Annotated in this window: 19 protein-coding genes; 8 read left to right on the top strand and 11 right to left on the bottom strand. The window is 55.2% G+C overall.

What is annotated here, in order from left to right; translation table 11 throughout:
* Nucleotides 1-30 precede the first annotated feature (30 nt).
* Both R8G34_07365 and R8G34_07370 read left to right on the top strand, forming a co-directional pair.
* The gene (locus tag R8G34_07365) at nt 31-1,803 is read left to right on the top strand and encodes an SLC13 family permease (GenBank protein ID MDW3222698.1); all 1,773 of its coding nucleotides are present in this window, start codon (nt 31-33) and stop codon (nt 1,801-1,803) included.
* A gap of 171 nt (nt 1,804-1,974) precedes the next feature.
* Nucleotides 1,975-2,994: a hypothetical protein gene (locus R8G34_07370; GenBank protein MDW3222699.1), complete on the top strand. Its 1,020-nt coding sequence runs from the start codon at nt 1,975-1,977 to the stop codon at nt 2,992-2,994.
* Nucleotides 2,995-3,013: 19 nt separating this feature from the next.
* Here R8G34_07370 and R8G34_07375 read toward each other — a convergent pair whose 3' ends face one another.
* Genes R8G34_07375 through R8G34_07385 form a run of 3 tightly spaced genes read right to left on the bottom strand, consistent with a single transcriptional unit; the run spans nt 3,014 to nt 6,568 of the window.
* A complete protein-coding gene (locus R8G34_07375; GenBank protein ID MDW3222700.1) occupies nt 3,014-4,795 on the bottom strand; it encodes an SLC13 family permease in 1,782 nt (593 codons plus the stop codon).
* A 52-nt stretch (nt 4,796-4,847) separates the two neighbouring features.
* A complete protein-coding gene (locus tag R8G34_07380; protein MDW3222701.1) occupies nt 4,848-5,759 on the bottom strand; it encodes a DMT family transporter in 912 nt (303 codons plus the stop codon).
* The gene (locus tag R8G34_07385; GenBank protein MDW3222702.1) at nt 5,756-6,568 is read right to left on the bottom strand and encodes a TIGR00282 family metallophosphoesterase; all 813 of its coding nucleotides are present in this window, start codon (nt 6,566-6,568) and stop codon (nt 5,756-5,758) included. Before R8G34_07385 ends, R8G34_07380 begins: the two co-directional genes overlap by 4 nt.
* A gap of 126 nt (nt 6,569-6,694) precedes the next feature.
* Here R8G34_07385 and R8G34_07390 point away from each other — a divergent pair, with 126 nt between their 5' ends.
* Nucleotides 6,695-7,528, top strand: coding sequence for an SDR family NAD(P)-dependent oxidoreductase (locus R8G34_07390; GenBank protein ID MDW3222703.1), 834 nt, complete (start codon nt 6,695-6,697; stop codon nt 7,526-7,528).
* 4 nt (nt 7,529-7,532) lie between these two features.
* Here R8G34_07390 and R8G34_07395 read toward each other — a convergent pair whose 3' ends face one another.
* Nucleotides 7,533-8,141, bottom strand: a complete 609-nt coding sequence (locus R8G34_07395) for an outer membrane beta-barrel protein (protein MDW3222704.1) — start codon at nt 8,139-8,141, stop codon at nt 7,533-7,535.
* Between the two features lie 111 nt (nt 8,142-8,252).
* Here R8G34_07395 and R8G34_07400 point away from each other — a divergent pair, with 111 nt between their 5' ends.
* Both R8G34_07400 and R8G34_07405 read left to right on the top strand, forming a co-directional pair.
* The gene (locus R8G34_07400; protein ID MDW3222705.1) at nt 8,253-8,816 is read left to right on the top strand and encodes a DUF2975 domain-containing protein; all 564 of its coding nucleotides are present in this window, start codon (nt 8,253-8,255) and stop codon (nt 8,814-8,816) included.
* Nucleotides 8,817-8,862: 46 nt separating this feature from the next.
* Nucleotides 8,863-9,048 carry a helix-turn-helix transcriptional regulator gene (locus R8G34_07405; GenBank protein MDW3222706.1) on the top strand — a complete coding sequence of 62 codons (186 nt, stop codon included), beginning with the start codon at nt 8,863-8,865 and terminating at the stop codon, nt 9,046-9,048.
* Here the strand turns inward: R8G34_07405 and R8G34_07410 are convergent.
* Together R8G34_07410 and mgtE are read right to left on the bottom strand one after the other, a co-directional pair.
* A complete protein-coding gene (locus R8G34_07410) occupies nt 9,045-9,605 on the bottom strand; it encodes a 5-formyltetrahydrofolate cyclo-ligase (GenBank protein ID MDW3222707.1) in 561 nt (186 codons plus the stop codon). The genes R8G34_07405 and R8G34_07410 overlap by 4 nt on opposite strands.
* Nucleotides 9,602-10,993, bottom strand: a complete 1,392-nt coding sequence (gene mgtE / locus R8G34_07415; GenBank protein MDW3222708.1) for a magnesium transporter — start codon at nt 10,991-10,993, stop codon at nt 9,602-9,604. The genes R8G34_07410 and mgtE overlap by 4 nt, the downstream gene beginning before the upstream one ends.
* Before the next feature lie 109 nt (nt 10,994-11,102).
* Here mgtE and guaD point away from each other — a divergent pair, with 109 nt between their 5' ends.
* On the top strand, nt 11,103-12,404 hold the full coding sequence (gene guaD, locus R8G34_07420) for a guanine deaminase (protein MDW3222709.1): 1,302 nt from the start codon (nt 11,103-11,105) through the stop codon (nt 12,402-12,404).
* A gap of 9 nt (nt 12,405-12,413) precedes the next feature.
* Here guaD and R8G34_07425 read toward each other — a convergent pair whose 3' ends face one another.
* The 5 genes from R8G34_07425 to R8G34_07445 form a co-directional block, all read right to left on the bottom strand.
* Nucleotides 12,414-12,839: a CAP domain-containing protein gene (locus tag R8G34_07425; protein ID MDW3222710.1), complete on the bottom strand. Its 426-nt coding sequence runs from the start codon at nt 12,837-12,839 to the stop codon at nt 12,414-12,416.
* The gene (locus R8G34_07430) at nt 12,836-14,176 is read right to left on the bottom strand and encodes an 8-oxoguanine deaminase (GenBank protein ID MDW3222711.1); all 1,341 of its coding nucleotides are present in this window, start codon (nt 14,174-14,176) and stop codon (nt 12,836-12,838) included. The genes R8G34_07425 and R8G34_07430 overlap by 4 nt, the downstream gene beginning before the upstream one ends.
* A complete protein-coding gene (gene hisN / locus R8G34_07435) occupies nt 14,173-14,991 on the bottom strand; it encodes a histidinol-phosphatase (GenBank protein ID MDW3222712.1) in 819 nt (272 codons plus the stop codon). The genes R8G34_07430 and hisN overlap by 4 nt, the downstream gene beginning before the upstream one ends.
* A 97-nt stretch (nt 14,992-15,088) precedes the next feature.
* Complete coding sequence (locus tag R8G34_07440; protein ID MDW3222713.1) at nt 15,089-15,460, bottom strand: helix-turn-helix transcriptional regulator; 372 nt, start codon at nt 15,458-15,460, stop codon at nt 15,089-15,091.
* A gap of 507 nt (nt 15,461-15,967) precedes the next feature.
* Complete coding sequence (locus R8G34_07445; protein ID MDW3222714.1) at nt 15,968-16,843, bottom strand: LysR family transcriptional regulator; 876 nt, start codon at nt 16,841-16,843, stop codon at nt 15,968-15,970.
* A gap of 117 nt (nt 16,844-16,960) precedes the next feature.
* Here R8G34_07445 and R8G34_07450 point away from each other — a divergent pair, with 117 nt between their 5' ends.
* Nucleotides 16,961-17,176, top strand: a complete 216-nt coding sequence (locus R8G34_07450) for a DUF1127 domain-containing protein (GenBank protein MDW3222715.1) — start codon at nt 16,961-16,963, stop codon at nt 17,174-17,176.
* 177 nt (nt 17,177-17,353) lie between these two features.
* Nucleotides 17,354-18,091: a Bax inhibitor-1/YccA family protein gene (locus tag R8G34_07455; GenBank protein MDW3222716.1), complete on the top strand. Its 738-nt coding sequence runs from the start codon at nt 17,354-17,356 to the stop codon at nt 18,089-18,091.
* Nucleotides 18,092-18,334: the final 243 nt, after the last annotated feature.

Raw genomic sequence — 18,334 nt, forward strand, 5'->3', positions numbered from 1 at the left:
CTTGAAATCAAGAGCGTGGGGCATCAAGGCGTGACTTCTGACCAAATCATTCTGTTCACCCTCTTTGGCGCCGTCTTTGGCTTGCTCCTCTGGGGCCGGTTCCGTTACGATATCGTGGCTTTTTCCGCGTTGATGATTGGTGTCGTTCTGGGCGTGGTGCCCACAGAAAACGCATTTTCAGGCTTTGGGCATCCAGCAACATTGGTGGTCGCGCTTGTGCTTGTGGTCTCGGCCGGGTTGGTCCGTTCGGGCGCAGTATTCTTGATCACCCGTACCTTGGTTGATGCCTCGCGTAGCTTGGGCGCACATATCGCGCTGATGGGTGCCATCGGTGCCGTCTTGTCTGCGTTCATGAACAACGTCGCCGCACTCGCGTTGCTCATGCCCGTTGACATACAAACCGCACGCAAAGCCGGGCGCTCACCGGGATTGAGCCTGATGCCGCTCAGTTTTGCGACTATTTTGGGGGGTATGGCAACACTGATCGGCACCCCACCAAACATCATTATTGCGTCCATCCGAGAAGAGTCCCTGGGCGCGCCATTTGCGATGTTTGACTTTGCGCCCGTAGGAGGAGTCGCTGCCTTGGCCGGACTGGTCTTTGTTGCGCTGATCGGGTGGCGTCTGATCCCGCAAAGCGACGAGACAAACACGGCCCCACAGGATATTTCCCAATACATTGCCGAATTGACCGTCCCAGACGAAAGTAAACACATCGGCAAAAGGGTTTCGGAACTGAGCGAGCCAGCCGACAAAGCGGATGTGGCGATCCTGGGGCTGATCAGGGACGGCAAGAGACGCTACGGTCAGGCCCGGAACGCGGTCCTGCAAAAAGGCGACGCCCTCGTTCTGGAAGCCACCCCAGAGGCACTGGACGAATTCCGCACAAGTCTGGATCTGGCAATTGCGGACACAAAGCGCGAAGAAGCCCTGCGCGCAGATGGTGACGGCGTCGAAATCATCGAAGTTGTCGTGACCGAAACCGCGCGCATCAACGGCAAGACGGCTCAGGCTATCGGCCTTGCATGGCGACAGCGCAGCGTGCTGCTGGGCATTTCCCGGCAAGGCCAGAGGATCACGAAGCACCTGCGCAAAACTGAAGTCCGTACAGGTGATATTTTGTTGTTACTGGTCCCTCGCGACACAGGACAAGATGTGACCGATTGGTTGGGCTGCCTGCCGCTGGCGGATCGCGGTCTTGCAGTGACGGAAAATAGCAAGGTCTGGCTGGCCATCGGATTGTTCGCTGGCGCCGTGATCGCCGCCAGTTTTGGGTTGCTCTATTTGCCGATCGCGCTCGGTCTGGTTGTCGTGGCTTATGTTTTGACCCGCATCGTGCCCTTGAGCGAATTATATGATCATATCAACTGGCCAGTTGTTGTCCTGCTCGGTTCCATGATCCCGCTTGGCGCCGCTCTTGAAAGTTCTGGCGGAACCGAATTGATCGCCGGCGCATTGTTATCGTGGACGCACGGCTTGCCAGCCTGGGCAGTTCTGACAGTGCTGATGATTGTCACCATGACCCTGTCCGATGTGCTCAATAACACGGCAACCACGATTGTGGCGGCGCCCGTGGGGATCCAGATGGCACAGTCGCTTGGCGTGTCCCCGGACCCATTCTTGATGGCGGTTGCGGTTGCCGCATCCAGTGCGTTCCTGACCCCGATTGGCCACAAGAACAATACTCTGATCCTTGGACCGGGCGGTTACAAATTCGGTGATTACTGGCGGATGGGTTTGCCTTTGGAGGTGATCATCGTTGCGGTTTCCATTCCAACGATCCTCTTCGTCTGGCCGCTGTAACGCCTCCACAGAACGATTGAAACCCGGACGCTGATCAAAAACCTTTGTTTTCTCGGACAAAATCGAGAAAGGTTGTGCAATGGCACACAAATTGATGCCGGCAAGGGCACATAAGATGACCTGACAAGACATGGGATAAGAATGGATTTGCAACGCGGCTTTTCGAAAATCATGGTTCTCCTTTTGCTTTTGGTAATGGGGTTTCCTCTGTTGGCCGAGGAGCATGTGACGGCCGATGCTGACATTTGTTCTCTTACAAACTACCGGATCGATGTCCGCCCGAACTCAGATGGTCCACCGACAGAAGTGACCGTCGGCATGCGGATCATGGATATCACCGAAATCAACGATGTGGACCAAACCATCAGCGTTGATCTGGCGGTCAAATTGGCGTGGACGGATCCGCGCCTTGCCCCTTTTGCGGGATGCAGATTGGAGTCAGAAGATATTTGGTTTCCAACGTTGGTTTTGCGCAATTCAGGACGGCTATTCCAACGGTGGCCGGATAGCGTAAGCGTTGATGAAGGAGGCAAGGCGATTATCATTCAGCGGATATCCGGGACATTTGCAAGCTACGTCACCCTGCGAGAATTCCCTTTTGACAAACAGGAAATCGATCTTGAGTTTTTTGCCCTTGAATGGGGTCTGGACAAACTGACGATCAAAAACGACGAAGTGTTCTCGGGCGGGAGCAGCCGGATGAACATTTCTGACTGGGCCGTGACGAATGTGAGCGCGCATGCTGATGAGGTGCAAATACATGCCATGCAACAAATGCATGCAGGCTTAACCGTAACGATTTCTGCCAAACGGTTCCTGTCCTATTATGTCTGGAAAATCCTTTTTCCAATCGCGATGATCGTCATTATGTCTTGGTGCGTCTTTTGGATCGAGCCCAGCGAGTTCGGCACCAAGGTCGGTCTGTCCGCCACTTCTGTTCTCACCATGATCGCTTTTATTTTTGCGACAACAAACCTGCTGCCCAGACTAGGATATTTCACCACCTTGGATCGTTACATCGCAGGCGCCACATTTTTGGTGTTCCTGGCGTTGTTGCAGTCCTTGAGCACTGGTTTTCTTGTCTCGAAACAGCGCGAAAGCACGGCCGCGACCATGGATCGGTTCAGCCGCATTCTGTTTCCGGCCGTTTTCGCGGCCTTTTGCGTCGCCATCCTGTCACATCAACTCTAGCGTGAAATGCGCTGCCCGCTCAAAGCGGCCAGATCAGCGGAATGATCGTGGATACAATCAGCGCCATGCTGAGATTCAAGGGGATGCCAAGGCGCATGAAATCGGTGAATTTGTACCCTCCCGGTCCATAAACCAGCGTGTTGGTCTGATAGCCAATCGGCGTGGCAAAGGCACATGAAGCGGCAATCATGACGGCAACAACCAGAGGGCGCGGATCGAGCCCCAAGGCAGATCCCAAACCGATGGCCAAGGGCGTCATGATCACCGCTACCGCATTGTTGGACACTACTTCGGTAAAGGTGGAGGTCAGTAAAAACACCACCAAAACCACCAGCGTTGGTGGCATGTTCATCAGCGCGGGTGATACCCCATCAACAATAAGGGCCACCGCGCCGGAATGCTGCAAGGCCGCACCCACGGCGAGCATTGCAAAGATCAGCGCCAACAAACGACCGTCAATGAAAGAAAACGCCTCATCTGCGTCAATGCAGCCGGTGACCAGCACCAAGGCCACCGCCAGGACGGCCAAAAGCAAAATTGGCGCTACGTTGAAGGCCGCCAGTAGGACAATGCCCGCCAGTGCCAGAATGGCGATAGGCGCGTGACTTCGGCGAAAGCCGCGCGCTGAGGGCTGGGACACATCGACCATATCCATTTCTGCGGCGAGACGCTGGATATCGTCCGGCGCACCCTCGAGCAACAAGGTATCACCGATTTTGACCACCAGATCATCAAGCTGACGCCCGATGTTCTGATTGCGCCGATGCACGGCCAGCGGATAAACACCATACCGGCGACGAAGGCGCATGTCTCCCAGTGAGCGCCCCACCATTCGGCACCCCGGTGTGATCAGCGCTTCCACAGTTGATGTTTCCACTGCCGAAACCTGATCCACGCGCTTTAGTTCCTTGGTGGTCTGAAGGCTCAGCAGTTCCGTCATCTGGGTCCGCAACACCACGCGATCCCCGACCTGCAAGGCAACGTCCTTGAGGTTGCGCCTGAGCGAGGCATCCCCGCGAATGACGTCGATCAGACGCACACCGTCGCGTTTGAAAAGCTGCACGCTCAGGACATCACGCCCGATCAGGTTGCTTTCCGGCGGAATTACAGCTTCGGTGAAAAATTTCATCTTGGACCGGTTCGAAAGCATATTGGCCATGCTGTCCCGGTCCGGTAAGAGCCGCGGCGCCAGAACGGACATGTATAAAAGTCCCCAGATACAGACTACAACGCCGATCGGGAAAATTTCGAAGATCGTGAAGGGCTCGAGCCCCTGCCCGCGCGCGACCCCATCGACAAGAAGATTTGTCGATGTCCCGATCAGGGTGAGTGAACCGCCCATTATCGCCGCGTAGCTGAGCGGGATCAGTAATTTTGACCCTTTTGCGCCCAGCGTCTGGCTGAGTTGAACAACAACCGGAATCATGACCACTACGACAGGGGTGTTGTTCATGATCGCAGAAGCCCCCATCACGCACAGGATCACGCCGGCAACCGCCGATTTCGGATGTGTCTTTGCATAGCGTTCCGCAATTTGCGTCAACACTTCAAGCGAGCCCGTGCGCACCAGCGCCCCCATGATGATGAACATGGCCGCAATCGTCCAGGGGGCTGGGTTGGACAGTACTGCAAGCGCGTCGTCATAGGGCAGGACACCCAAAAGCAGCATCAGCGCAGCCCCCATGATGGCAACGACTTCGGTTGGATAGACCTCGCGCACAAACATAAAGAACATTACGGCAACAACGCTCAGGGTCAGAACGGCGCTAACGGGTGACGATGGTTCGATCAGCGGGAGCAATGCGGTTCAACCTGTATTTGATATGCGACCAGCGTTGAGTTTCGCTGATAGATCAGCCGGGGGCAAGCGTCGCTTTGGGACGCGGCTGCACCAGATACATGCCTGCAAACATGAGCAGCATTGCAACCCACACGCCGCCTGAATAAGCCTCATCAAGAATGAGTTTCGCCCAGAGCACACCGAAGCCCGTGACCAGATAGCTGACCTGCACTGCAAAAACCGAGCCCGCACGCCCCACCATCCAGACATACCCCGCGTAGACGATCACGTGGATTAGCGACGCCAAAATCAATGCCTGGCCTTCGTGGGTCATCGCTGCTGCAACCGGGATCCATTGTCCAGACAGGATAGCAACGGGCAGCATGATAATCGCGCCCATCAGCGACGCGCCATAAAGAACCTGAAAAGGATCCATTCCTGCTGTACCGAATTTCGCGACCAAATTACCCTCAAGCCCATAGCACAGACCACTGACGAGCGCGATTATCACCCAAAAAACTGCGATATTCAGCATTGATGCACCCGGCACGGCAATCAGAAACACGCCACAGAAGCCCAGAAACAGACCAAAAGCCCGGCGCCCTGAAAACTGATCCAACCCCATCAGCAGCGCGATTGCAAAGGCCCACATGGGCACCATCGACAGTAAAATCGATACGATGCCCGAAGGCAGATGCACAATCGCTTGATAGGAGGTCGTATTGGGGATCATCGTGCCGAAAACGGCAACCATCAGGCAAATGCTGATCTGTTTTCGCCCTCTGGGCAACTGCGTGCCGCGCACAGCGCAGAAACACGCCATAAGGGCAGCACCGATGAAGAGTTGCCAAAAGATCAATCCAAAATGCTTGTAACCTGTGGACACCGCGATTTTCGCCAACGGCTGCGTCAAGCCCCAGCCCGCACCCATGACCACCAGTGTGGCAGCACAGACCAGAACCTCACGCGTCGACAATTGCGTCATGGTGCTGCGGCTTGCAGGAGCCCGCCGTCACGCACCATTGCAATTCGGGTTGCGCGCCCAGTCTTGTCGTCTGTTTCCAGATAGACCCCGGACAGCGTGGCCGTACCATTGGCCGGCGTAAAACGATCGCGTGGCATACCGGTTATGAACCGCCGCAGCGGTTCCGCCTTGTCCATACCGATGACCGAATTGTAGTCACCACACATGCCAGCGTCGCTCAAATAGGCGGTGCCGCCCGGCAGGACCATCGCGTCTGCTGTCGGCACATGTGTATGAGTACCCACCACAAGACTGGCGCGTCCGTCGCAGAAATGGCCCATCGCCATCTTTTCAGACGTCGCTTCGCAGTGCATGTCCACGATGATCGCCTGCGCCATGCCCCCCAACGGGTGGGTTTTCAGTACAGTGTCAAGGGCTGAAAACGGATCGTCAAAAGGGCGTTTCATAAAGACTTGCCCCAGTGCCTGCGTCACCAGAACCTTGCGACCATTCTTGGCGGTAAACAATCGTGCGCCCTTGCCCGGTGCCGATTTGGAAAAGTTCAACGGGCGGATGATGCGCGGTTCCTGTTCGATGAACCGCAGCATGTCTTTTTGATCAAACGCATGGTCCCCAAGCGTCAGGCAATCCGCACCCGCATCCAGCAAAGTCTTGGCATGTGCACCTGACAGGCCGATGCCAGAGGTTGCGTTTTCACCATTTACGACAATAAAATCCAGCCTCCACGCCTCACGCAGACGGGGCAGGTTTTCGGTTATGGCGCGCCGACCGGCACGCCCCATCACATCGCCTAGAAACAAGATTTTCATGTCCGATGGGTAGGGTGCGGCGGCGCTCAGGGCAAGGGGTTGGATTAATAATCTTGACGCGCAGGTTGATGGCACCATGCCTGTTTTTCAGGTATGCTAGATCGACCAGCGGCGAAGGAGCAGAAAATGGCATGGCGTGATATCAAATCTTCGGGCGGGCTCGCTGTCATTACCGGCGGGGCAAGCGGCGTTGGTCTGGCCGCTGGGAAATACCTTTCTGGCGAAGGCTTTGAAGTGCTCTTGGTTGACGTGAACGCAGATCAACTCGCCACCGCCGCCAAGGACTTGCGTGCTTCAGGAGCCAGGGTTCACACTCAGGTCACAGACGTTTCGGATGCCGCAGCAGTATCAGCTTTGGCGGATGTCGCCTTTGGACTCGGTCGGGTTGCCATTCTCATGAACAATGCAGGCATCGGTGTAGGTTCATCGACGTGGGAAAACCCCGAAGCCTGGCGCAAAACCTTTGACGTAAATCTGTTTGGTATTCTTAACGGTGTTCAGGCATTTGTGCCGCGGATGATTGAGGCCGGTCAGCCTGCAGCAGTTATCAACACCGGATCAAAACAAGGCATTACGACACCGCCGGGCAATCCCGCCTATAATGCCTCAAAAGCCGCCGTAAAAGTTCTGACGGAACAACTCGCCCATGAGCTTCGTGAAAGTAACGCACCCATTGATGCACATTTGTTCGTTCCCGGGTTCACATACACCGGCATGATTGCAGCGATCATGCCAGTGAAACCGGACGGCGCCTGGACCAGCGAAGAATGCGTGAACTATCTGTTTGGTCGAGTCGCAAAGGGTGATTTCTACATTCTGTGCCCGGATAACATGGTGGACGAAAGAACAGACGCCCGCCGCGTTCTGTGGGCGGCGGGCGATATTGTGGAAAATCGCCCTGCTTTATCTCGATGGCATCCAGACTGGGGCGAGGCATTTTCCGCATTCGAAAAAGAATAGCGCTCTAGAACCTGCGCGTCAGACCGATGCGCAGCACGGTGGTGTCGGTTTCGGTTTCCCTAAACGATCCGCTGAAATTCTGCTCGGACGCCTGCCATTCGTAGTGCACCGCCTCAAGCCGGGTTGACCATTGTTCGTTGATTGCGAACTCCGCGCCTAACCCAAGACCAAACGATCCTATCAGATCGTCGTCATTCGACCCAGCCGGGCGCGTCCCTGCATCCGTAATCCCAAGCCCCAAAATACCATAAAAATATGCCCTTTCGGTCGCGTAGCCCGCCCGAACGCGAGGTTCCAGCAGGAAAGACCCGTCAAAATCGGTTGTACCAAGAGCGGTATCAGACGCAGTTCCGTTGGATTCGAGACGCGATAATACAACTTCTGGGGTCCAGACAAAATTCTGACCGCGACGGATCCCGTAACCCGCATAAATACCAACGCCCGTAGCTTCATCAGACAGATCATGCACCGTGCTGTTTTGTACCTGAGAGGACGTATCCGTGTGGTCGATCGACAATCCGAAGTACCCACCCGTCCAACGTTCCTGTGCATCCGCACTCAAAGTCAAAGCAACAAGTATCGTACCTGCCAAAAACAACTCTCGATAGTTCATTTGAAACCTCATATGATGTGAAAGAAAGGCAAATAATTAGCCTTCAGATTGCATTAATTATTGTTTTACGATAATTTTTGCAAGTAATGTTTTTATGTGGAGTGACCATTCATGTTCGACAGTCTTGACCGGCAGACTAAAATTGCTGTCACCGCGCGTGCTGGTGTGTGGTTCAGCACCTTGGCTTTATGTCTGGCGCTGCTATTCGCTGCTTACTTCATCTTTCTGTCCATCAACGATCCACAAAAGTTAGGGCAAGAGTTGGCCGGCGAACTTGAGCTCGACATCGACAGCCTGCGACTGACCACCGCGACTGCGCTTCTCGCCTCAACGATCTGGCTGATCACCGACTTCATAGCTGTTGCGATGGTCTTGCTCATCCGCCAGCTTTTTGCGGGTATTCGTGAAGGCACAGGCATATTCACCCAAAAGACAGCCATCCGGTTACGCCGTGTGGGCTGGGTGCTGGTTCTGATCGTTCCGGTGAGCGCGATTGTGGATGGAGTCGCAAGGGCAATTTTGCGCTATTTGGCAGAGCCTACCAGCATTGTCTTTGGGGTCGGTTTTAAGGATGGCGATGTATACGCTGTCATCTTGGGACTCATGCTTGTCGCATTGGGTCACATCATGGTGGACGCCGCGCATTTGGCAGAGGAAAACAAGGCTTTTGTCTGATCCGGATCAAGACCCAGGAACACGCATCACCGTCACGCTTGATGTTATGCTGGCCCGGCGCAAGATGCGTTCCAAAGAACTGGCGGAACGGGTGGGCATCACCGAGCAAAACGTATCGTTGCTGAAGTCCGGCAAGGTCAAGGGCGTGCGCTTTGAAACGCTCGCGCGGATTTGTGAGGCCCTGTCCTGCCAGCCCGGCGACATCCTGATTTATGAAGACCCCGATGATTAGCGCAGATCGCGTACTCCGGTCTCGGTTACGATGAAATCCAGTTTCTGATCTGTGACTTCCAGGGGCAGTGTTTGGAATTCTTGTGCGCCATACGCAAAGCCGACGGCCAGCGTTGGGCGGGCTGCGCGCAGCGCTTCCAATGTGCGATCATAAAATCCCCCGCCGTAACCTAGCCGCCCGCCCTGAGCGTCAAAGGCAACCAAAGGCACGATCACGATTTCTGGTTCAAAGAACGAAGGATTTTCCGGAATTCGCGCGCCGAACGGCCCATCGATCAGCGGCATCTCCGGCTCCCAATGCGCAAACTTCAAGCGCTGTCCGGCCTCAACAATCACCGGAATCCCGACAGGCCCATAAGCTGCTGCTTCGGCCATTGCCGGCACCGGATCAATCTCTGTGCGGATTGGCATATAGCCCGAAATCGCCACCCCATGATGACCTGCCAAAAGCCCTGACAGCATGCCCGCGCCCGTTCCAGAATCAGCCGCATGTGCCGCTTTTCGGCGTGCAAAAGCGTCTTTGCGCGCTGAAGCTTTGATTTCCGTGAGGTCCGTCACAAAAGAACCAGTGCTGCGAGACCTAAAAACGCGAAGAAACCAACCACATCGGTGACCGTTGTCACAAAGGCTCCCGATGCGAGTGCCGGATCCACGCCAACGCGATCCAGCACAACTGGTATCGCAGTACCCGCAAGCCCGGCCACCACAAGGTTAATGACCATCGCTGCCGCAATGACGTAGCCAAGTGCGGGTGAACCGAACCAGATGATGCCGATCGTCCCCATGATGACGGCGAAAATGAGGCCATTCACCAAGCCCACCAAAACCTCGCGACGAATGACCCGCCAGACATTGGCACCGGTGAGATCCTTGGTAGCGATGGCGCGCACAGCGACAGTCAACGACTGCGTTCCGGCATTCCCGCCCATCGAGGCCACGATCGGCATCAGCACGGCAAGTGCCACGATCTGCGCAATCGCCGCCTCAAACTGCGCGATCACAAGACTGGCGGCTATGGCCGTCACCAGATTGACCGCCAGCCAGGGCAGGCGTTGCTTTGTCGTTTCGACCACGCGGTCCGACAAAGACCCTTCGCCGACACCGGCCAGGCGCAGAATGTCTTCTTCGTGTTCTTCATCCAACACGACCATGGCATCATCAATTGTAATCACGCCGATCAATCGGTCCTCATCATCCACCACGGGCGCGGAAATCAGGTGATATTGGTTAAACGCATAAGCCACATCGGATTCATCCTGCAACGCGGGAATGACCTGAAAGGTTTCTTCCTTGATATCGAGCAGTTTCGTCGCGCGTTTAGACCGCATCACCTTTCCCAAGGTGACATTGCCAATCGGGTGCAATCGCGGATCAACGATGACGATATGATAAAACTGAGCGGGCAGTTCTTCTTCCGGCGTATTGCGCAGATGATCAATCGCTTCGCCCACGGTCCAATGTTCGGGGGCCATCACGACCTCGCGCTGCATCAGACGTCCGGCCGAATATTCCGGATACCCAAGCGCGCGTTGCACTGCATCCCGATCAACGTCTTCGAGCGCGTCAAGGATGGCTTCTTGTTGGTGGTCCTCGAGGTCCTCAACCAGATCAACAACATCGTCACTGTCCATGTCCCGCACGGCCTGGGTCAGCACTTGCGGGGTCAAAACGGCAATCACTTCCTCGCGCACCGACTCGTCGAGTTCCGAGAGAATTTCACCGTCAAATTCGCGCCCATAAAGGCGGATCAGGCGGGATCGGTCAAAGGCGTTGATCTGCTCCAGTAAATCCGCAATATCAGCGGCATGAAGCGGCTCCATCAGCTCCGTGAGTTTGGCCGCATCTTCGATATCGACAGCGTAGAGAATTGCTGAAATCGCCTTGGGACCAAGCAGATAGGCGTCTTCTTCTATCTCCGCTTCAAGCTCTGTTGTTTGATCAGACATCCATGTGACCCCCTACCCCTGCGCAGACCATAAGGGGGTGCCTGATAGGATACAATGCAACATCCAAACGCCAGTTGTCGCGCACCTGCAAAGCGCCTAGACACGACGCATGAACAGCCAAACTCTCCTCCTGGGCCAGACCTTCGAAAGTCGGGCAAATCCGCTGATATTCCCCTGGGAGGACGCGGTCAGCGTCAATAGCACCGGGGCTGTACTGATCGAGAATGACAGGATTGCCGCCGTGGGTGATCGCGATGCGCTGCGCCATGCACATCCCAAAGCGCGCATTGTGGATTATGGCGAAAACCTGATCTGTCCTGGTTTGGTAGACGCGCATGTGCACTACCCCCAAACCGCGATCATTTCCAGTTGGGGCAAACAGCTGATCGACTGGTTGAACACCTATACGTTTCCCGAAGAAATGCGCCTGCAAGATCCCGATTATGCCCAAAGGATCGCGGCGCGGTATTTTGATCTGGCACTCGATCATGGCACCACGACCATGTGTTCCTATGCCACGAGTCATCCCGTCAGCGTGGATGCGTTTTTTACTCAGGCCGCCAGGCGGAATATGCGGGTCGTTGCCGGCAAGACCTGCATGGATCGCAATGCGCCAGTCGGTCTCTGTGACACGGCGCAATCTGCCTATGACGACAGCAAATCTCTGCTGCAACGCTGGCATGGCAAAGGGCGTGCGCATTACGCGATCACGCCGCGGTTTTCGCCGACCTCTACCCCGGATCAGCTTGCCGCCTTGGGTGCGCTTTGGGCTGAATACCCCGAATGCCTGATGCAGACACATATCAGCGAACAACTGCCTGAGATCGCCTGGGTGCGCGCACTGTACCCAGAAGCGCGCGATTATCTGGACACCTATGAAACCCATGGCCTGCTCGGTGAACGCGCGGTTTTCGGACACGCAATTCATCTTGAACCACGCGAGATTGACCGCATTTCAGAAACTGGCGCGGCGCTGGTGCATTGCCCGACCTCCAACAGCTTTATCGGGTCTGGATTGATGGATTTGGCAGGGCTGGCTGCGCGCAAAATCCCGTTGGGTTTAGCGACGGATACAGGCGGCGGGTCATCTTTTTCGATGCTGCGCACCATGGCAGCCGCTTACGAAATCGCTCAATTGCGTGGGACTGCTCTGCACCCGGCCCGGCTTTTGTGGTTGGCGACAGCCGGTTCAGCGCGCACCCTGCATTTAGAAGACAGGATCGGCACGCTGGCGACAGGGTTTGATGCAGATATCACCATCCTTGATCTCGCCTCGACCCCAGCCATTGCCCAACGGGCGCATGAGGCTGAAACAATTTGGGAAGCTGTGTTTCCCACGATCATGATGGGCGATGACCGAGCAATTGCTGATGTTTGGATCGCAGGTCGTAGCTGTAAAGAAGCTAATTGATTTAGGGGATCAGCAACCGGGCGTGGCCAACACCATGACCCAGATCTGATCAGGCCCTTCAACCAAAGCGAACTGCGACACCTCACGCGAAAGCATATTGCGACGATGCCCGGGCGATTCCGACCAGTCTTGCATGACTTCCGGCATGGATTGCTGACCTTTGGCAATATTCTCGGCGACAATACACCAGCCATACCCTTGCCGGGATACCCGCTGGGCGACGTCCGAACCATCACTGCCCATATGATCGAAAAGACCGGATTGCGCCATATCCGTTGCATGCGCCAAAGCTGCGGCTTCAAGCTCTGTTGAATAGGTTAGCGGGGCGCGATCGTTGAGCGCCCTGTAGTCATTTATGGATTGAAGCGCCACCGGATCCGCACACGCGGCGCAGGTGGGCAGCCAAATAAACAGGGCGCAGATGACGCGCCTCACATCTCATCCCGCAGCGCGCGGGCCAAGCAGTTTTGACGTTCGATCAGCGCGCCCATATCAAGCCTTGTGATCTGTCCATCGCGCACGACATCGCGACCTTCGACAAACAAATCGCGCACGGTCGTTGGTCCAGCTAATAACAATGCGGCAGGGTCCCAACTGCCTGCGGCTTCAATTCCCGAGACATCCCAAACTGCAATATCCGCGCGGCATCCTACGGCGATGCGCCCGCAATCGGGTCGTCCCAACACGTCCGCTCCGCCACGGGTCGCGATTTCAAGGGCGGTCCGTGCGCTCATCGCGTCTGCGCCCTGTGCCACACGTTGCAAAAGCATTGCCTGACGGGCTTCTGACACCAGATTGCCTGCGTCATTGCTGGCAGATCCGTCCACGCCGAGGCCGACCGGCACGCCCGCCGCGCGCATCGCTTTGACAGGTGCTATGCCACTGCCCAATCGGCAGTTCGAACAGGGGCAATGCGCAACACCTGTTTTGGTTTGCGCAAAGAGCGCTATCTCGGAAGCATCGAGCTTCACGCAATGCGCGTGCCAGACATCCGGCCCGACCCATCCCAGATCCTGCGCATACTGCCCCGGTCGGCAGCCAAATTTCTCCAGCGAATAGGCGATATCTTCTTCGTTTTCCGCCAAGTGGGTGTGCATCATCACGCCTTTGTCGCGCGCCAGGAGTGCCGCCTCACGCATCAAGTCTCGGCTCACTGAAAACGGTGAACAGGGCGCGACCCCTACGCGGCACATGGATCCGACGGATGCATCGTGAAAACCGTCAATCACCCGAATGCAGTCTTCCAGAATGACGCTCTCTTTTTCCACCAGGCTGTCTGGTGGCAGACCTCCCTCCGAGACACCAATACTCATTGCACCGCGCGTCGGATGAAAACGCAAACCAACCTCGACAGCGGCATGAATGGTGTCTTCGAGCCGGGCACCATTTGGAAAAAGGTAGAGGTGATCACTGCTCAACGTGCACCCCGACAGGGCCAATTCTGCCAATCCAACCTGTGTAGAGGTGAAAACATGCTCCGCCGTAAAACGTGCCCAAATCGGGTAAAGCGTTTGCAGCCAACCAAAAAGCAATGCGTCCTGTCCGCCCGGGACAGCGCGTGTCAGAGTTTGGTAGAGGTGATGATGCGTGTTCACAAGTCCGGGCGTAACCACACAGCCATCAACATCAACCACTGGCGCATCTGAGGTCAGATTGGAGCCGATTTCCGCAATCACGCCATTGCAAATCAGGATATCCGCACCCTTCAATTCGCGTCGCGTGTCATCCATTGTCACAACACATTCGGCACCGCGCAAAAGGAGTGATGTCATGTTATCGCCTGACTTAACAAAGCAAGAGCCTCGGCATGCAACTGCGTATTCGCTGCCGCCAGAGCCCGCCCCCCCAGATGCGCAGGACCACCCTGCCAGTCCGTCACAATGCCCCCGGCTGCTTCGATAAGCGCAATTGGCGCCTGTATATCATAGGCTTGCAAGCCCGCCTCTATCACCAGATCGATCTGACCCGCCGCCAGCAAAGCATACGCATAACAGTCCATGCCGTACCGGGTGAGTTTGGTTTTTTCAGCGACTGAGTGGAATGCCGCGCGCTCCTGCGGCGTGCCCACTTCTGGAAATGTGGTGAAAATAACCGCATCCGCCAATGATTTCGTGCGCCGTGTTTCCAGCGACAACTGTCCTTGCGGGCCGGTCATGCGCGCGCGCCCTGCGCATCCAATGAATCGTTCGCCGATGTAGGGTTGGTCAATCAAACCATAAAATGGCCCCTGATCATCAGAAACCGCGATCAAGACACCCCAGGTTGGCGTCCCGCTTACAAATCCACGGGTGCCATCAATCGGGTCCAACACCCAAGTCAATCCGCTGGATCCGGGCTTGGCCCCGAATTCCTCGCCGAGAATGCCATCCTCGGGATGTTCGATTGCCAGAATAGACCGCATGGCCTGTTCGGCTGCACGATCTGCTTGCGTGACTGGATCATAACCCTTGTCGAGCTTGTTTTCCGTGGACAGATCATAGCGCCGGAAATAGGGTAAAATGGCCTTTCGCGCGGCGACAGCGAGCCTCTGCGCGGTTGCGTCCAGGTTCGCAATCTCTTCAGGTTTATGCCGCTTTGAATCGCTCATGTGTCACTGGTGCCAGCGCAATTCCAAAGACTCAAGTGCCGCAACCCAATGGATGGGGTGCGGATTCGCTTTTTAGACTGTCAATTGTGCGATCCGCTCAAGCGACGTCGCTGAGGACCCGCGCAAGCTCAAACAAGCGTCTGCGTTGATTTTCAGGTATCGCATAATAGGAGCGCACGAGGTCCATTGCTTCTTTGTCACCCATCATGTCAGCCGGAACCGCATCACTTATTGTGTCGGAAGCATCATCGGTCTTCAGACCTTCAAAGAAGAAAGCCACATCGACTTCCAATGCATCTGCAATGTCCCACAGGCGCGACGCGCTTACACGGTTCGCTCCCGTTTCATACTTCTGAATTTGCTGAAACTTGATGCCAACGCATTCCGCAAGCTTTTGCTGAGTCATTCCGACCAGCCAACGACGCTGACGAATTCGCTTTCCAACATGAACGTCTACGACGTGTACCATCTGCATATTCCTTACACTTACCTTGTCAAGAAGGTGGCCTACCGACTGGTATAACGAGTGGCACAACCTAGCCGCGATCACCAAAATACCGTTACATTGCGAAACAATAATGTAATTCGGGTTTCGATCAACAGGAAACACTTCCCATTCACGTGAGCACAGCCCGTCAAAAACACATCTTGAACCGTCTTATCTATAGATTTCAGCACCTTTGCCAAAACCGCCTCCGAGAGGCTTTTTCTATTAAAGTTTTTACTAAATGCTCAAATTTCAGGACAAATCTACTACTTTAAGTTGATTTTGGTGGATCTGAAGGATCACATCAGCGGCAAAACACAAGATGGAATCATGCCTTCACCGGCCCGTTTTCCTGCTGATAGAGATCGGCGGAATTCGTCTCGATTGCGCGATTTTTGGCGGATACCCGCCGCTCCAAGCCAGAAACTCAATTTAAATTCAACCGTGGGATATCTGCAAATGACTAGGCGCACCCGGTGCGACGACGACTCATCCCGCGCGCAACCGAACAGAATCAACGCCCGCAAATGATCGTCTTAGAAAATCCGCCAGCGTATCATGCACTATGCCTTTCTTGCCTTGCGCGCCATAAAGGTTGATCAACTGCGTCGGCAGATCCGGTAGTGCGCCACCATGATCAATCCGCTCCAGATGCGGTGGTTCGGTGCCTTCAATCATCGTGTGAACGGCCAAGTCAGCGCTCACCGTCGCTTCGATCGTGCGGTCACTTTCAGTTTCGACGATCACATCCCATGGGATACCAGATGCATCCAGCGCTTCGACAACACGCGGCCGGAAAGTGCATAATCTGCCAAAGGCGAGCTTCAGAGGCTTTTGCCGCCATGCGGCGCCCCCCGGCGCGCCAATCCAGCGCAACGGTTTCTTGCAGAGTGTCTGCGCCCCGGGTTCAACATTGTTTTCTGTTGTCAGGATCAGGTCACATTCGCCCCGGCCAAATTTCTCCTTGAGCGCGCGGGTATAAGACGAGACCAATTGAACCTTCACGCGTGGGAAGGCCGCGTGAAATTGTTTGAGCACCTGAGGTATGGCAGGATAGACAATGTCGTGAGGCACGCCCAACACGATTTCACCTTCATGCGCCTGATCGGTCAACCGACCAATCACCTCATCATTTAATGCGACCATGCGGCGAGCGTAGACAAGCAATTGTTCGCCCGATGCCGTCAATGCAATGGTGCGTCCGGACCGATCAAGTAATTCCAGTCCCAACAATTCCTCAAGGCGTTTCAGCTGCATTGAGACCGCAGATTGCGTCAGATGCAGGAAACCGGCTGCACGGGTCACACCGCCGGCATCTGCAACAGCAACAAAGGATCGCAGTGTCGTGACGTCCAGATTTCTCATATCAAAATTCCTGATGCATTACTTCACAAACATTCTCTTCACTAATGAAACACGTGCTGCCATATATATCAAGTAATTTGATGAAACACTGAGAACGCATCACGAAAGGTACACACAATGGCTTTGATCGATCACTTCGCTACAACGACGCAACGCATATCCGGCAACCGTGTCATGTCTCTGATAGCCCTTGTTGGGCTCTGGCGCTCTCGTCGCGCTCTGGCACGACTTGATACCCGTGCTTTGGAGGACATCGGCGTGACGCGGAACGCGGCTGATTTGGAGGCGAACCGCCCCTTCTGGGACGTGCCAGAAACGTGGAGAAACCAATGAGAAACCGGCCCATTCGGTCAAAACAAGCCGTTACTTCAGCCTTTGTTATCTATTTTTGTACAATCAAAAAGAATACCACCTAAAAAACCTTGAAATGCGGCTCGATGACACCGATATTCTGCACAGAACGCGCAGAAGGTCTGTTGCGTGAATAAAAAAGTTATTTTGGAGGTCTTAATGGCTGACGTGAATACAATCCGGTCCGTCGCCGGATCCCGCGCCGACCAGATTGATGAGGGTCTGCGCACCCATATGAGCAAAGTCTACGGAACGATGTCCGTGGGCATGTTGATCACATTCGCAGTCGCTTGGGCGGTTGGTACCGCTCCCGCTCTGCTGTCGGTCTTTCGTGATCCGATCACTCTGCAACCCAACATTCTGGGCTGGGTTATCATGTTTGCACCCCTTGGCATGGTGTTCGCCTTCGGGGCCGCGATCAATCGTTTGTCGGCCGCAGGCGCGCAGCTGTTCTTCTACGCTTTTGCGGGCGTGATGGGTCTGTCGCTGTCTTGGATTTTCGTTGCCTTTACCGGGTTTTCGATCGCACAGATCTTCCTGATCACATCGATCGCCTTCGCAAGCCTGTCGCTTTGGGGCTACACAACAAAGAAAGACATCTCTGGCTGGGGTAGCTTCCTGATCATGGGCGTTGTCGGATTGGTTGTAGCGTCCATCGTGAATATCTTCCTCGGATCACCAGCGATTATGTTTGCCGTTTCCGCGATCGGTGTTTTGATTTTCGCTGGTCTCACGGCCTATGATACACAGAACATCAAGAATACTTACTTGGCACATGCGCAGCATGGCGATCAGGAATGGCTTCAGAAATCCGGGATCATGGGTGCGCTGAGCCTCTATCTGAACTTCATCAACATGTTCATGATGCTGCTGTCGCTCTTTGGCAACCGAGAGTAACAGTCACTCTTCCGACATTTATCAAAGCCGCCGGGACCTTGTCTCGGCGGCTTTTTTCTATCCAGACATTTAATCCTGAGGAAGAGACACCCTTGAACAGGCCCGTCAGCGTTGATTGATCCCGGGCGGGATTGGTCTGATCCTGACAAAGCATGTCTCTCCCCGAAGAAATCGGCTGCGCCGAGTGCTCCTCAGGCCCTTTCCGACCCAGTTCCCGCAGTCTTTGCAGGTGAAGACCACGGT

It is taken from the genome of Paracoccaceae bacterium, assembly GCA_033344815.1.
GTDB lineage: Bacteria > Pseudomonadota > Alphaproteobacteria > Rhodobacterales > Rhodobacteraceae > Roseobacter.